17 protein-coding genes and 2 pseudogenes are annotated in these 14,136 nt (G+C 44.1%); 15 read left to right on the top strand and 4 right to left on the bottom strand.

Going from position 1 to position 14,136, the window contains the following annotated elements; all coding sequences use genetic code 11:
- Window positions 1-44 precede the first annotated feature (44 nt).
- From CDC37_RS13880 to CDC37_RS13865, 4 genes and pseudogenes are all read left to right on the top strand, one after another.
- Entirely contained in the window at window positions 45-1,034 is a 990-nt protein-coding gene (locus CDC37_RS13880) for a quinone oxidoreductase family protein (RefSeq protein ID WP_096622547.1), read from the top strand.
- A 20-nt stretch (window positions 1,035-1,054) separates the two neighbouring features.
- Window positions 1,055-1,693 (top strand): annotated as a pseudogene (locus CDC37_RS13875) (NADPH-dependent F420 reductase); the annotation flags it as partial.
- A 37-nt stretch (window positions 1,694-1,730) separates the two neighbouring features.
- Window positions 1,731-2,375, top strand: a complete 645-nt coding sequence (locus tag CDC37_RS13870; protein ID WP_096622545.1) for an NADPH-dependent F420 reductase — start codon at window positions 1,731-1,733, stop codon at window positions 2,373-2,375.
- Window positions 2,376-2,536: 161 nt separating this feature from the next.
- A complete protein-coding gene (locus CDC37_RS13865) occupies window positions 2,537-2,950 on the top strand; it encodes a GIY-YIG nuclease family protein (RefSeq protein WP_096622544.1) in 414 nt (137 codons plus the stop codon).
- Window positions 2,951-3,297: 347 nt separating this feature from the next.
- Here CDC37_RS13865 and CDC37_RS13855 read toward each other — a convergent pair whose 3' ends face one another.
- The gene (locus CDC37_RS13855) at window positions 3,298-3,516 is read right to left on the bottom strand and encodes a DUF433 domain-containing protein (RefSeq protein WP_096622543.1); all 219 of its coding nucleotides are present in this window, start codon (window positions 3,514-3,516) and stop codon (window positions 3,298-3,300) included.
- 517 nt (window positions 3,517-4,033) lie between these two features.
- Between CDC37_RS13855 and CDC37_RS13845 the strand changes: the two genes are divergently transcribed.
- From CDC37_RS13845 to CDC37_RS25530, 10 genes are all read left to right on the top strand, one after another.
- A complete protein-coding gene (locus CDC37_RS13845; protein WP_096622542.1) occupies window positions 4,034-4,237 on the top strand; it encodes an antitoxin family protein in 204 nt (67 codons plus the stop codon).
- Entirely contained in the window at window positions 4,215-4,544 is a 330-nt protein-coding gene (locus CDC37_RS13840; RefSeq protein WP_096622541.1) for a type II toxin-antitoxin system PemK/MazF family toxin, read from the top strand. The genes CDC37_RS13845 and CDC37_RS13840 overlap by 23 nt, the downstream gene beginning before the upstream one ends.
- A 79-nt stretch (window positions 4,545-4,623) precedes the next feature.
- Window positions 4,624-4,761 carry a hypothetical protein gene (locus CDC37_RS24350; protein WP_157780748.1) on the top strand — a complete coding sequence of 46 codons (138 nt, stop codon included), beginning with the start codon at window positions 4,624-4,626 and terminating at the stop codon, window positions 4,759-4,761.
- Between the two features lie 25 nt (window positions 4,762-4,786).
- A complete protein-coding gene (locus CDC37_RS13835; protein ID WP_096622540.1) occupies window positions 4,787-5,317 on the top strand; it encodes a GNAT family N-acetyltransferase in 531 nt (176 codons plus the stop codon).
- A gap of 82 nt (window positions 5,318-5,399) precedes the next feature.
- Window positions 5,400-5,534: a transposase gene (locus tag CDC37_RS25535; RefSeq protein ID WP_157780747.1), complete on the top strand. Its 135-nt coding sequence runs from the start codon at window positions 5,400-5,402 to the stop codon at window positions 5,532-5,534.
- A gap of 332 nt (window positions 5,535-5,866) precedes the next feature.
- On the top strand, window positions 5,867-6,064 hold the full coding sequence (locus tag CDC37_RS13830) for a DNA-binding protein (RefSeq protein ID WP_096622539.1): 198 nt from the start codon (window positions 5,867-5,869) through the stop codon (window positions 6,062-6,064).
- Window positions 6,064-6,447 carry a type II toxin-antitoxin system death-on-curing family toxin gene (locus tag CDC37_RS13825; protein ID WP_096622538.1) on the top strand — a complete coding sequence of 128 codons (384 nt, stop codon included), beginning with the start codon at window positions 6,064-6,066 and terminating at the stop codon, window positions 6,445-6,447. Before CDC37_RS13830 ends, CDC37_RS13825 begins: the two co-directional genes overlap by 1 nt.
- A gap of 90 nt (window positions 6,448-6,537) precedes the next feature.
- Window positions 6,538-6,744, top strand: coding sequence for a type II toxin-antitoxin system HicB family antitoxin (locus CDC37_RS13820; RefSeq protein WP_009457224.1), 207 nt, complete (start codon window positions 6,538-6,540; stop codon window positions 6,742-6,744).
- Window positions 6,744-6,968: a type II toxin-antitoxin system HicA family toxin gene (locus CDC37_RS13815; RefSeq protein ID WP_096622537.1), complete on the top strand. Its 225-nt coding sequence runs from the start codon at window positions 6,744-6,746 to the stop codon at window positions 6,966-6,968. The genes CDC37_RS13820 and CDC37_RS13815 overlap by 1 nt, the downstream gene beginning before the upstream one ends.
- Window positions 6,969-7,756: 788 nt before the next feature.
- A complete protein-coding gene (locus tag CDC37_RS25530) occupies window positions 7,757-7,891 on the top strand; it encodes a hypothetical protein (protein ID WP_255408808.1) in 135 nt (44 codons plus the stop codon).
- A gap of 344 nt (window positions 7,892-8,235) precedes the next feature.
- Here the strand turns inward: CDC37_RS25530 and CDC37_RS13805 are convergent, their stop codons facing one another.
- The 3 genes and pseudogenes from CDC37_RS13805 to tnpA form a co-directional block, all read right to left on the bottom strand.
- Window positions 8,236-9,042: a Nif3-like dinuclear metal center hexameric protein gene (locus CDC37_RS13805; protein WP_096626213.1), complete on the bottom strand. Its 807-nt coding sequence runs from the start codon at window positions 9,040-9,042 to the stop codon at window positions 8,236-8,238.
- A 1,035-nt stretch (window positions 9,043-10,077) separates the two neighbouring features.
- Window positions 10,078-11,253, bottom strand: a complete 1,176-nt coding sequence (locus tag CDC37_RS13800) for an IscS subfamily cysteine desulfurase (protein WP_096622536.1) — start codon at window positions 11,251-11,253, stop codon at window positions 10,078-10,080.
- A 589-nt stretch (window positions 11,254-11,842) separates the two neighbouring features.
- Window positions 11,843-12,239: pseudogene (tnpA, locus tag CDC37_RS13795) on the bottom strand (IS200/IS605 family transposase).
- A gap of 498 nt (window positions 12,240-12,737) precedes the next feature.
- On the opposite strand from tnpA, the gene mgtE reads away from it, so the two are divergent.
- On the top strand, window positions 12,738-14,081 hold the full coding sequence (gene mgtE / locus CDC37_RS13790) for a magnesium transporter (RefSeq protein WP_096622535.1): 1,344 nt from the start codon (window positions 12,738-12,740) through the stop codon (window positions 14,079-14,081).
- The last annotated feature ends 55 nt before the right edge of the window (window positions 14,082-14,136 follow it).

The raw sequence follows: 14,136 nt of genomic DNA, 5'->3' as shown, positions 1-14,136 counted from the left end.
ATTGGTACTCAAAATTCATCTTTACCTTAATTTTGGAGAAACTCATGAAAACGATTCAAGTTGATGAACATGGCGATGCGAATGTCCTCAAACTCGCTGAGGTTGAGATTCCTAAGCCTCAAGCTGGACAAGCATTAGTTAAAATTCACTATGCAGGTGTGAACTTCATTGATGTGGCAATGCGGCGTGGTTGGTATCCCAATCCACCCATTCCTACGCCGTTTACGCCAGGTGTGGAAGGTGCAGGAGAAGTGATTGCGATCGCAGATGATGTGACCGAAGTGAAAGTCGGCGATCGTGTCAGTTTCATGCAAGAGGAAGAGCCTGGACTCGATCGTGCTTATGCCGAATACATTCCGATTGCAGCCTGGAAACTGATTCCTCTACCGGATGCTATTTCGTTTGAAACCGCAGCGGCGATGACGGCTCAAGGCTTAACCACTCAATACATGATGAATGAGTTTGTCAACCTTCAACCTGGGAAAAGCATTCTGATTCATGCAGCGGCGGGAGGCATGGGATTAAACCTGGTGCAATGGGCAAAGCATCTCGGTGCATTTGCGATCGGCACAACGTCTAATGCCACCAAAGCACAGCGAGTTTTGGAGTTAGGGGCAGATGCCGTCATTGATTACACCCAAGAAGATTTTGTGCAGCGCGTCAAGGCATTAACCAATGGGAAAGGTGCCGATCTGATCATTGATGGCGTTGGTAAAACTACCTTTGCAGGAGATCTCGAAGCCGTTGCGACACGTGGGCATATTGTGACCTACGGGATTACGGGCGGCATCCCCGATGACATCAATCCGTTTGATTTGCTTTATCGATCCAGAACGGTACATGGTGCGGATCTGTTTGATTATATTGCCAATCGTGAGGAGCGTATCATGAGAGCCAACGCTGTTTGGGACGCGATCGCAGCAGGTTGGCTCAAACCTCAAATTTCGCAAGTATTTGCACTAGAAGAAACGATCGCGGCTCACCGTCTCATTGAGGATCGCAACAATATGGGCAAAATTCTGCTCAAGATGTAGTTCTTTTTACTGTAAGGAATCACACCATGAAACTCGCAATCTTAGGTGCTGGAAGCGTTGGGAGTACGTTAGGTCGAGCTTGGGCGAAGCAAGGGCACACCATAATTTTTGGCGTGCGTGATGTGAATGCGCCTAAAATCCAAACACTACTGATGGAACTTGGAGAAAATGCCCAAGCTGCAACGCTGGCTGAGGCAGCAACTCAAGCGGAAACTATCGTACTCACCGTAACTTGGGACGCGATGCCTGATGTGGTCGAGGCGATTGACAATCTAGACGGTAAAATTTTGCTCGATTGCACGAACCCATTGGTTGCAAATCAACTAGATGCTGCATTGAATTTGGCTCAGTCCGGTGGGGAACAAGTTGCAGCTTGGTTCCCAGGTGCAAAGGTCGTCAAAGTTCTCAACCAAGTGGGTTGGGAGACGATGGCAGACCCACAATATGGTGCGGAAGTTGCCACGATGTTCTATGCCGGAGATGATGCGGGCGCGAAACAAATTGCATCTCAACTGGTGACTGAGCTTGGATTTGAGGCGATTGATGCTGGGTCACTCCAAGCGTCCAAATTCCTGGAGTCAATTGCAGTCTTCTGGGGACAGTTAGCTTATGGACAAGGATTGGGACGGAACATTGCGTGGCAATTGCTCAAGCGATAGAACTCTTTAACGAATTGAGTTGCTCTAGGAGGTCATTATGAATATTGGAATCATTGGCTCCGGCAATGTGGGCGGTACAGTAGGTGAACTTTGGGCGAAAGCTGGACATCAAGTGATGTTTAGCTTCTCGCGCTCCTCAGAACGGTTACAGACACTAGCTGCTCAGATAGGTACAAATGCAACCAGTGGAACACCCGCAGAAGCTGCAAATTTTGCAGATGTCGTGTTGTTCGCTCCGAATTTTTGGCTTGTGCAAGAAGCGATTGCTCAAGCTGGTTCTCTTGCAGGCAAAATTGTCATCGATACGACAAACCCTTACCGTTGGGCTGAGAGCGGTGGCATCGTCAGAATGGTTGGCGAGAATGTTTCTGGTGCAGAGACAATCCAAAAACTATTACCAGGAGCTAGATTGGTTAAAGCCTACAGCAGCTTTCAACCCAGTGCTTTGCGACGATGGGCAGAGCGTCCTTTAGATCAGCGATTGGCAGTTGCGATTGCTGCTGACGATGAAGCTGCAAAAGCAATCGTGGCTCAACTAATAGAAGACAGTGGCGGTCGCCCGTTCGATCTTGGTACACTGCAAAACGCTAGGTTGATAGAAATCCCTGGCTCCTTTTCCTCAAGTGATAATCTCACCTTAGATGCTGCATTCAAGCGACGGTTGCAAGTCCTTGGTTACTAGCGCCAGCAGCACAACAACCCCCTTGCAGCGGACGGTTGAGAGATCTCAGCGGGGATACAAAGGTGATCTGCCGCCGCTGAAGGGGAACGTTATGCCGCTGAATTGTCGTTAAGACATAGACAAGAAGTTTTACGTTACGCAAAGATTTGGAGAGTTCAAAAATGGGATGGAGTAACTGGGTAGAATGTCCGTTTGATGGCAGTGGTAATATTGATCTGTCTGGATTAGGCGAAGCTCCTAACTCTTCAGGCATCTATGCTATTGCAACTAAAACGGGTTGGAGCTACAACACACAATACGTTGGCAGATCAGGCAGGAGTATTCGCGGGAGACTACAAAATCATCTCTCTGGTCGAGGAAATCGCGTTGTCCGGGGAATTTTGGAAAATAAGAAAGAGCGTCCGAGCGATCCAACTCAAGCCCTCTATTTTGCCTTCTTAGAAACCAGAGAACATAAACTGATTGAAGCTGCCTATATTGACGCAGAAGATAGACCTGTCGGTAACTTAATTAGAGCAAGGCTTCCTGAAGGGCTAAGGGAGAATGAAGTATACACGTCTGAGTTGGAAGACTAGTCTCAGTGAAAGGGCTGAGGGACTAGCTACCACTAACTACCGTAGCGTGCCCTTTAGCCGCTTCGCCCAAAATCGCCAAAATCTTCGGTGCTAGAGGCTTCAGATCAGCTAACCGATTGGATGAAGCTTGTAGAACAATTACTGCAATATCAAACTGGAGCAGGTTTTGTTGAAACGACAAGTTACGATCAACAGTGATAAAAACATCAAAATCTGCTTCTGCAAGGACTAGAAGTTGACCATCTTATATTCCTGCCCAGCCTACTTGAGGCACTGTTTTTACCTCATAGCCAACAAACTCTCTTGCCAGTCTGCGATCAATGCACTCATCCAACAAAATCTTCATGCTATGCCACCATGCTGATAAGCTGTTTTCCCGCTTCCTCCAAGAAAGCAACGACTTGTTCTCTATTCACAGTTGGAAATCCGTCTAGAAAATCGTCGATTGACTCGCCTGCCTTGAGATAGTCTAAAAGTGTCTGAACAGGAACCCTAGTCCCAGCGAAAACTGGAGTACCGCTCATAATGTCAGGAGACGCGCTGATGATTGGAGTATCATTCGGCATAAGTTCTTGTTCCTCAAGTGCTGTTTTTATCAGTTTACCAATTCTTCAAGCAAACGGCGCGGTCTAACATGAGAAGGTAAAGGCTATTGTAGCACGTTCAACAACCTGTACTTTAGAAGTCAAATATAAAGATGTCGTCTCATATTTCGGTTTAAATGTTGGAAAGGTAACATGGTGGTTTCTAAGATTATATTTATCTCCAAAGAAGAAGAGTTTTGTAACTCGGTTACCTATTGATGAAGTGAAGAAATTATCATTAGGTTTTGAAGTTCAGGAGATGTCAGCTTCATTTGGCGATGCAACGGCAAGGGTAATCATTTCATCAATCAATGACTTGGATATTCTCAGTGACTTAATCCTCAAATGCTATGAGTCTGAGGCTTCAAAGCGAATGCCTAAAAAGGCAGCACCAAGTTAAAAGAATGTAACTATATTAAAGAATGTAACTATATTTATGATGATCATCAAAATCAAGAATTGAAATATAAAATTAAGATGTAATCATTTATGATGGAATATGCTGAAAACGATTTGGGCTACGATTCGTCAAGGAAAGATTGAACTGCTGGAGTCAACAGAGCTGCCTGAAGGAACAAAAGTGTTAGTCACACTGCTTCTCGATGATGAAGCTGGTTTTTGGTTAGAAGCGAGTCAAAAATCATTAGATGTCGTGTGGGATAATACTGAGGATGACGTGTATGCCCAGCTACTCCAAACATGATATCATCTTAGTTCGCTATCCATTCTCGGACTTGTCGAGTTCCAAAGTGAGACCTGCGGTTGTGATAAGCGCACCACATTCTTCTCAAGATATTCTGATTACGCCTTTGACAAGCAAAACCGGATCGTTGCTTGAAGGTGAGTTTGCACTTTCTGAATGGTCAGCAGCAGGGCTGAACGTAGCTACGGCAGTCAAGCGAGGTGTCTATACAGTGCATGAGAGTCTGGTGATAAAGGTGATTGGTAAGTTAGCTGATGTTGATGCAGAACGGCTAGAGCAGTCTTTGCAAGGTTGGCTGGGATTGTGATATGCACCAGCAGCCCAACACTGCGCTGCAACGGACGGGCGTAAGATCTTGGTGATGACGCAAAGGTTACTTGCCTCCGTTGAGCTATACCGTTGGGCTGCTTGAGTTATCGGTGGGGAAGCTGGTTGAGTTTATCAGTGGGATTGAGTTTGAATTAGGTGCATGGAGCGATCGCGAGATGAAACAGTTTGTTCGGGCTGTCAGTCCACGTTTCTAAATCAGCGTATTGAGGAGGATGACCAATGATCGTAAGAGAGGCGACCCACAACGATATACCTGCCATTGCTAAGGTGCATGTAGATACTTGGCGAACAACCTATCGAGGTATCGTGCCCGATGAGCATTTGGCGAATCTATCTTACGAGCGTCGAGGGAACCGTTGGCATGAAATTTTGAACCACAATCGGGAGAATGGCTACTTTACCTACGTTGCTGAGGACGAATCAGGTGAGATTATCGGTTTTGCGAGTGGAGGTGAAGAGCGAACAGGCGATCCGGTTTATCAAGGTGAGTTGACGGCAATCTACATCCTACAAAACCAGCAAGGCAAGGGAATTGGGCGCTGTTTAGTGCAAGCGGTTGCGAAAAAGCTTCATCTATCGGGCATCAACTCTATGCTGGTATGGGTTTTAGTTGATAATCCAGCCTGCCAATTTTATGCAGCACTTGGAGGTAAACCAGTTCATGAAAAAGAAATCGAAATTGGCGGTAAACCGTTAATTGAGGTGGCTTATGGTTGGATGGAGACAGGAAATCTTAGAGGGTGTTTATAAAGAAAAAATAAAGAACACCGCAATCATTTCCCAGAATATTTACTCTACTTAAGGGCGCAAGTAGCGTTTTTACTGGGGTGCAATGAGTCGAAAACCTTATCCGACAGATGTTTCTGATGCAGAATGGGATTTAATAAAATCAATGATTCCAGCAGAACGTAAGCGTAAACGTGGAAAAAAGCGTGAAGTAGATATGCCAGAAGTGGTGAAACCATGATATACGCTGCGATGACGCATCTGATGTTGCGTAGATTAGCTCGTAATCGCAGGTGTTCATCCGCTTAATATTTATTTTATAAACACCCTCTAAGGTTATCTGTGATGGGGCGCTGGGGTTTGTGGAGATTAGAGGCGATCATGAAGAAAATTGACACAACATAAAAAGCCATTGGAGCGGACTTTGTGGTAATATTGGGTCAAGTTGAGTCGTTTCTGTAAGCCGCTTAATTTTCCCGTTAGCTGGCTTTGTCCTGGGTTGGGTCTGTGCATAGAATATCGGTCAGATGCGAATGTTAAACTTGACTCAGAAACGCTAGGAGAGCGATCGCTGTGGCTTCTATTACCATTGATCTTTCAGATAGCCAATTTCAAAAGCTACGAGATTTGGCAGCACTGCATGGCATTACACTTGAAGTTTTATTAAAGGTCAGCTTGGAGGATTGGCTCAATTCTCAAAAGAACGATTTTGTTGATGCAGCCAACTATGTGCTGACAAAAAATGCTGAGTTGTATCGGCGTTTAGCATAATGCGTTTTCTGACGTTAATCGAGGTATTAGAACTACATCGTAGGGTCATTGAGCAATCCGGTGGAGCATTCGGTATCCGAGATGTAGGGTTGTTGGAGTCAGCAATCGCTCAGCCCCGAATGACGTTTGGTGGAGAAGATCTGTACCCAAGCTTGCTTGAGAAAGCAGCAGCATTAGGGTTTTCTATCATCATGAACCATCCATTTGTAGATGGAAACAAACGTACAGGTCATGCTGCGGCAGAGACTTTTCTTGTCCTGAATGGAATGGAAATTAATGCCTCTGTGGATGAGCAAGAGCGTGTGGTGCTGGCGATCGCATCGGGTGAACTAGGGCGCGAGGCATTTGTAGAATGGTTACAACGGAACGCAACCGCCAGCTAACAAGTCATTGGAGCGGCGAACCGAACCTTTTCTGCTTCGTTTCAAGGTAAAATAGTTAAGGAATGATACTTTTTGTTGAGGAAGCAAGTGATGAGATTTAGTGTAACGCTCGATCGCGATGAGGATGGAATTTGGGTTGTAGAGTGTCCTAGCATTCCGGGATGTGTGAGTCAAGGTCAGACGAAACAGGAAGCCCTTGAAAATATCAAAGATGCGATCGCAGCGTGTCTACAGGTTCGGGCAGAGCGTGGAATGCCGCTGACAGTAGAAACCTATCAGGTTGAGGTCGTTGCCTAATGGGTTCTGCTTTACCTGTCATGAGTGGGCGCGAAGTCGTGCGCGTCTTTGAGTCGTTAGGTTGGGAGGCTGTACGGCAGACGGGTAGCCACATCATTATGACGAAGGACGAGGAGCTTGTCACACTTTCAATTCCTGATCACCGTGAAGTAGCAAAAGGAACTTTAAGAAGTTTGATTCGCACTGCTGGATTAACCGTAGAGGAATTTGTTGCTGCTAAATAGCCTGTAAGCCGCAGGCTATTTAGGATTACTTCCATACAAACCAGCATTTGGCATAGTAGTGATCGACCCTGATGAGCTGTATGGACGAATAATTGTTGAAATGTACCCACACCACTCTGATTCGTTTGCCCCTACTTTTGAGTTGCGACCAGATCGAGATCCTCACTGGTATAAGTATTTTAGAGAGCAATTTGAGAACTTGTGGAATGGTTGTGGACAAAGGCACTTTTCAGGAGTCGAAGTGCATAAGTTAGTCGAAGAGGTGCGACACTTTGCAAGCAATTAACCACGCCACATAACAACCCTGGTGCAGCGGATTGCCTGACACGACTGGTGGAGTTGCAAAAGTTATCGGCAACCGCTGACCAGGAACGTTAGCTGGCTCTCGTGCTTATGCTACGTTCAAATATTTTACTGCTGGAGAAAACAGATGAGCAACTAGTATCCTGGTGCAAATAGTTGGGAAGATAAGGGTTCCTACAAGGTCAAACATAAATTTGACAGTAGCGGTTGACAGTAGCGGTAAATGCACCGATATACTCATGGCTCGGTCGAGTTTGAGTGATAGAGAGGCTGGACGTGAAGCATTTGTGGAGTGGCTACGGCAGCACACAACACCAGCTAACAATTCAAATGCAGTGGACAGTTGAAAGCAATTGGTGATGAGTTCAAGGCTAATTGCCACCGCAGATTGGGGACGTGATGCCGCTAGGATGAAGAAAGGCCTACTTTTTATTCCCTTATCATAAGAGTAAAAATAGGAGAAGTTTTTACCATAAGATTTGGCAATGGACAAAAGTACTGTAGAAAGGCAAAAACTCATTGAAGCAGTCAGCACTCTCCCTGAAGGGGCTTTGTTAGAACTTGACAGTTTTCTTGATTATCTTCGCTATAAATCAGCCCAAAACAGGGAAACTAACTAACAATCAATCTGCCAGTTTTTTAGTTGCAGTTGCAGGTTTAGGTAATTCTGGCCAACAGGATGTTTCAGATCGGGATGAAGAGATTCTTGGCAATGAAATTGATCCTGTCTATGGTTGGAGTTCCAATCCAAGCAATTCTGTATGATAGCGATACTTGACACCAGTTTTTTGTTTGCCTTGACCGATACAAAGCGATCGCAATCATCATTTTTACCAGGCGATAGCAAAGCTAACGGCTAAAGCCGTGTCGCAATCCGTTTTGGCATGATATGTAGATGTAATGCAATGGTTCTATTTATAATTAATCATCCGGACTTGATATAAGTTGGAGATACGGCTACTTCCTATTCCCTTACCATAAAAACACGAAAATCCTCATCCCGTTGACTTAGTTGAGCAGATTTAACTCCTTGGGACAGGAATATTTTTACCAGGCGATCGCAAGCGGGACGTTCGGTAGCATAGTGACCAGCATCCACCAAAATCAGATTGCGATCGCGGCTTTCTTGAAATTGATGGAATTTACAGTCGGATGTTAAATACACTTGCGCTCCTGTTTTAATTGTGGCTGTAATAAAGCTGGCTCCTGAACCACCTAACACTGCAATTCGCTGAATCTTTTGTCCTAGGTCGGCTGGGGAATGTAAAAGTTGGGGAGGATGTAATCGAGTTTGAATAGTGGATAATAAATCTTGTAATGTTTGGGGAGTGGGTAAATTCCCTACCCGTCCATAACCGATACCGGGTTGGGTGGGAAAAATTGGCTGGGTCGCTTGCAATTCCAATAGTTGAGCTAATACATCGGCTGTACCATCGGCAACCTGATCGAAGTTTGTATGGGCTGTATATACACCTATTTGCTGGGTAAATGCTAATTTTGTCATTTCACCGATATAATCCCCGCAACGCAATGATTTCGGGGGACTAAATAATAAGGGGTGGTGGGCAAAAATTAAATTGATGGGTATACCCTGTTCCCGCAGGATTAAAGCCTCCTCCATCACCGCTAAAGTCGGTGTCAGACAAACTAACACATGGGCATCTTGGGATAATACCCCTGGTTCAATTTGCCAGCCACAATTATCCCAGTTTTCTTGCCAAGTCGGATTGGCCCATGTTTCAAACCAAGTAATTAAATCGAGTATTTTCATTTTATATGGTAATCCGATTTCGGTAGTCAAAAATATCGGTTTTGGCTGTACCCTGTGGGAAGGCTTCTCGTAAAGAAGCCGCACTACGCCTAGGACTGTCAACGGTTAGCAGTCAACAACCCTACATGTAAGATTTTACAAATTATCTAGGATTGCTATATTTGTGTTGCAAACATTTTTTGGGCGTTAAATACAAATATTAATTGAAAATTGATTGTAGAGACGTAGCACTGCTACGTCCCTACAATGTTGAATCGTTTTTTTAAATCTGTATAAGAATAAATTATGAATCGGGCACTCATAGTTTATAGTCTATGGAAATTAATTATTTACCCATCAAATTTCTATCGTTAAATAAATATCGTCTCTAGTGCTTTTCCAAAGTGACTTTTCCGATTTTGATAGTTTTTGTGTACTAAAAAAAATCCCAAAAAAGTACCGCTATTTTTTTACTAGGCATTTTCGCAATAATTTGGCGTATTCTCAATAATCTTGAGACTTATTTTTAATAAATTAACGTAAAATATAGGCTTTCAGAAATGGTTGATTTTTTCAACATCTTTTTTGCTAAAATTAATTAAAATCCCAAGGGGGGTGTTTAAGTTTTATTGTTATCAGAGAATAGAAAACAGAAATTAGTAGTGCTATACATTCAATATTGATATATTTCGCGCGCTGATATATTTTCCTGTTTGTTTACGGCAATACGCTTGGTGTTAAAGATAACTGTAGGTTGGGTTGAGGCTTTGCATAGACTGTTGATTTTGTGGAAATTTACCCATAAGTTCACACTTTTTTTGTGATTATCTCGTCCCGATGCTCCGCGTGGGGACCCATTCCACGAGGGCTACTGCCTCTACATTCTTCAACCCAACATACCCAATAATCAGGCTTTTAAGTCTAACTGAACTGTATTGTTGTTTACGGTTGAGTGGCGACAATTGTCTTTTTAAGTATTAACCATCCCAACGAAAACTTAACCTTTTGACCGTGTTACTGTATTAAAGTATCTTTTCTGTTATCCCTGTTCATCATCTACCTTGAAATCCGACTGCTGAGAATCGAACTGCGTAAACTTTCCACAACACTAATCACCGTTTCCGCAACTAAATCAATTTCCTCACTGGTATTAAAGCGACCGATACCAAACCTTAAAGAAGCGTAGGCTAAACTTTCCGAACGTCCCAACGCAGTTAACACGTGGGATGGTGCGGTGGAAGTGGAAGAACAGGCAGAACCAGAAGAAAGGGCGACAGTGCTTTGTAAACCCAACAAAAGAGCCGCTCCATCGACCCCTTCAATGCTGATATTCAAATTACCAGGAAGACGTTGGGTCGGGTGGCCATTGAGGTAGATACCAGACAAAGAGGATAAACGCTGCCAAAGTTGTTGACGTAGACTTGTTAAACGTTGGTTTTCCTCCTCCTGTAGAGATAAAGCCATTTCTACAGCCTTGCCAAAGCCCACAATTTGGGGTGTATATAGGGTTCCACTGCGCATTCCCCGCTCATGTCCACCACCATGTAATTGGGGAGCGATCGCCACACGAGGCTGACGACGACGCACGTATAAAGCACCAATTCCCTTGGGTCCATAGACCTTATGGGCAGTTAGGGACATCAAATCGATGTGCATCCCTTCCACATCCAGGGGGATTTTGCCAATGGCTTGGGCTGCATCCGTATGAAACAGAATCCGGCGATCGCGACACATGGCACCAATGGCTGCTAAAGGTTGTAAAACACCGATTTCGTTATTAGCAGCCATGACAGACACCAAGATTGTATCGTCCCGAAAAGCCGCTTCTAAGGTCTTTAAATCAATGATTCCATCCTCACCTACAGGGAGATAGGTGACGGTAAACCCCAAGGTTTCCAGATATTTACAAGGGTCAATCACCGCATTATGTTCCGTTGCCACGGTGATAATATGCTGTCCCTGTTCCACATAGGCTTCAGCAACTCCCTTTATGGCTAAATTATTAGCTTCCGTTGCGCCACTAGTGAAAATGATTTCGACGGGAGTGGCGTTGATGGCATTAGCAATAATTTCTCGTGCCTGTTTAACTGCCGCTTCTGCTTCCCAACCATACTGATGATTAATACTAGATGGGTTGCCGAAATATTCGGTAAAATAGGGCAACATAGCAGCCATTACTTGCGGATCAACGGGTGTAGTGGCGTGACAGTCGAGGTAGATGGGACGGGACATAGTAATTTGGTTGATCTTAGCTCATCCGCAGCATTGATTAGGCATTGATTGTAGGACTTACGCACTTGTGACGAGAAATCAGGTGTTTGAGATTGCTACGTAAGCAAGTCGATCCTCTGCGCGTCTATCTTACGTTGCCACGACGGTGTTTACGTTTTCCTTGCGTAAGCCCTGCAATTATAGACATGAAAAATATCAAACTTTAGTGGTATGGTTATTCTGCTTATCTATTCTACCGGAAAAACAAGGTTTAGAGTTACTTCCTTCTAGGAAGGCTTTTCTTGAACTTCTGTATCAATTCTTTAAGTAGGGTCTGCTGTTCGCAAAGCGCAGCGCTAGCTGTAAAAGTCTTTTCGCGAGGGTAGGGAATAGTTTTAACCCAACAATATTTCCAGCTTTCTGACTCCATTAACAGTTTCTCTTTACAATTATTGGAGCAGAAAGCCCACCAGCAACAGACTCAAAATCGAAAAAATTTTTAGTCTGTTGAGTCATGCACGGGGTGGGACGGACAGTTTGCTCAAGCCGGGAAACCCGTCCATGCAACTGCCCTCATGAATGGGAAGCACCTTTAGGTGCAGTCCCATTGTTAGCGAGTTTTTTGATTAGCAATATACTTTTTAATTATCTCACTTGAAGCATCACCCGCAGTTCCACAAAAATAACTTCTTGTCCACATTGAAGGCATTCTCAATAAATGTAGAAATTCTTGTCTTAATACCCTAGAAGTATACCCTTTTAACCTAAACATAATTTGGTCTGGGGCTAATGTTGAAGGACTGCTAACAAAAAGATGTACATGGTCTTCCATAATTTCAAGAGCTAGAATCTCGCACTCTAGCTATGAATGCTTTTTCATAAAGCAATTCCTCAAGCCTGATAGCGAAATTTCCAACTAACACCTTTTTTCGTCTTTTCGGTATCCAGACGAAGTGGTAATTAATCATAGTGACTGATGTTGTCTTGTGCCTGTAATTTCTTGGCATATGTAAAGTTTTTGTCAAACTGCGGTCAATAGCTTGTATCTATCAACCATAGTATCAAGAATCCCACGGCTTTAAGTCGTGGGAGCGTCAACCCGATAGTAAACTCCGATTCATCAATGTTGACCGTCAATTTTAGGAGTAATTAGACTGGATACACCTTCCTTTGCTAGTCAAAAAAAATACACTATAAAGATTAATAATAAAAATAGGAATTCCCTTGACATGGAATGTAAGAGTAGTAGAATTTACTCTAATGAAGCCTAAAACCAGGGATACAGCTTTAGCCTTGTAGCGATTAGAACAAATCAAAACACGGGAGCAACGCATCTACCGGATTCCTCGATTCCGGGTATGCATTGTGACTTAAGCGATGCCCTGTTAGGATATCGATGTCGAATTTTTGAGATTTTATGGACAACAGTCCGCAAGACGGTAGTATCATCCTCCTCTAAGCTGGTGAGTTTGTCTCCCAGCGTGGGGGAGACAATAGGAGGTTTTATGCTTGTGCAAGATGTTCGCAGTTCTTTTGTTGACATTGGCGACTTGAACCAGCTCAAATGTGATTTGAATCGGTTGCCACCGGTGGATGTGGGGGAATATATCACCCAGTTACCAAAAAAAGACCAGGCGATCGCATTTCGGTTGTTAAATAAAAGTCATGCGATTGATGTGTTTGAGTATCTTCCCCCGGAGGTGCAGGAGGATTTAATTAATTCCTTGCATGATGTGCAGGTGGTGCAGATTGTCGAAGCAATGAGTCCTGATGACCGGGCTGAGTTATTTGATGAGTTACCAGCCAAAGTTGTCAAACGCCTCTTGCAGGAACTAAGTAGCGAACAGAGACAAGCCACGGCGACAATTCTTGGCTATCCGGAAGGTACTGCTGGTAGATTAATGACCACCGAGTATGTGTGGTTACGGGAAGGGTTAACGGTTGGTGAAGCTTTGAACAAAATTCGTCGTCAAGACGAAGACAAGGAAACCATTTATTATGCTTACATTGTTGATGATAATCGCAAACTAGTACGAGTCGTTTCCTTACGGCAGTTATTATTTACCTTTCCGGATATTAAGCTGAAGGAAATTGCCAGCGATCGCGTCATTCGTGTCCGCACGGAAACCCCCCAGGAGCAAGTAGCGCAAATCATGAAGCGTTACGATTTGATTGCGGTTCCGGTGGTGGATCGGGAAGAACGGTTAGTGGGCATTATCACCATTGATGATATCGTAGACATTATTGAAGAGGAAGCCACCGAAGACATTCAGAAATTAGCGGGTGTGAGTGGAGACGAAGCAGCCCTATCACCGCCAGCAATCACCATTCGCAAACGCTTACCCTGGTTACTCGGAAATATTGCCTTGTACGTTGGAGCAGCTAGTGCGATCGCGCCATTTCAAGAAGTAATATCCAAGGTGCCTGTTTTAGCCGTAATTATGCCGATTCTTTCCAATACCAGTGGTAATGTGGCAATTCAAGCTCTCTCCGTAAATGTACGTGGTTTAGGTGTCGGTGAAGTTACACCCAAAGACACCTTCAAAATTCTTCGCAAAGAAGTGATGGCAGGCATCGGTACATCCTTAGCTTTGGCTTTTACCCTGGGGATGTTGTCCTTAATTTGGTCTTCCGCTCCAGAAAGGTGGGTAGCAATTGTAGCTGCCACCGTGATGATTGTGAATGTGTTTGTCGCTGCTAGTTTAGGAACATTTTTACCGATGACACTACAGCGTCTAAATCTTGACCCAGCTTTGATTAGTGGGCCATTATTAACTACTGCCCTAGATGCAGTCGGATTTTTTACATTCCTGTCCATGATTTCCCTGGCGTTACAAATTTTGAAGTGAGATTGCAATCCGTTGAGGATTTGTAAAATCTGACACTTTGGGTTTTTGACTGTTA

This window comes from Calothrix sp. NIES-3974, from assembly GCF_002368395.1.
Taxonomy (GTDB): domain Bacteria; phylum Cyanobacteriota; class Cyanobacteriia; order Cyanobacteriales; family Nostocaceae; genus NIES-3974.
Note: the sequence above shows the minus strand (reverse complement) of the source record. Positions and strands in the feature narration are given on the sequence as shown.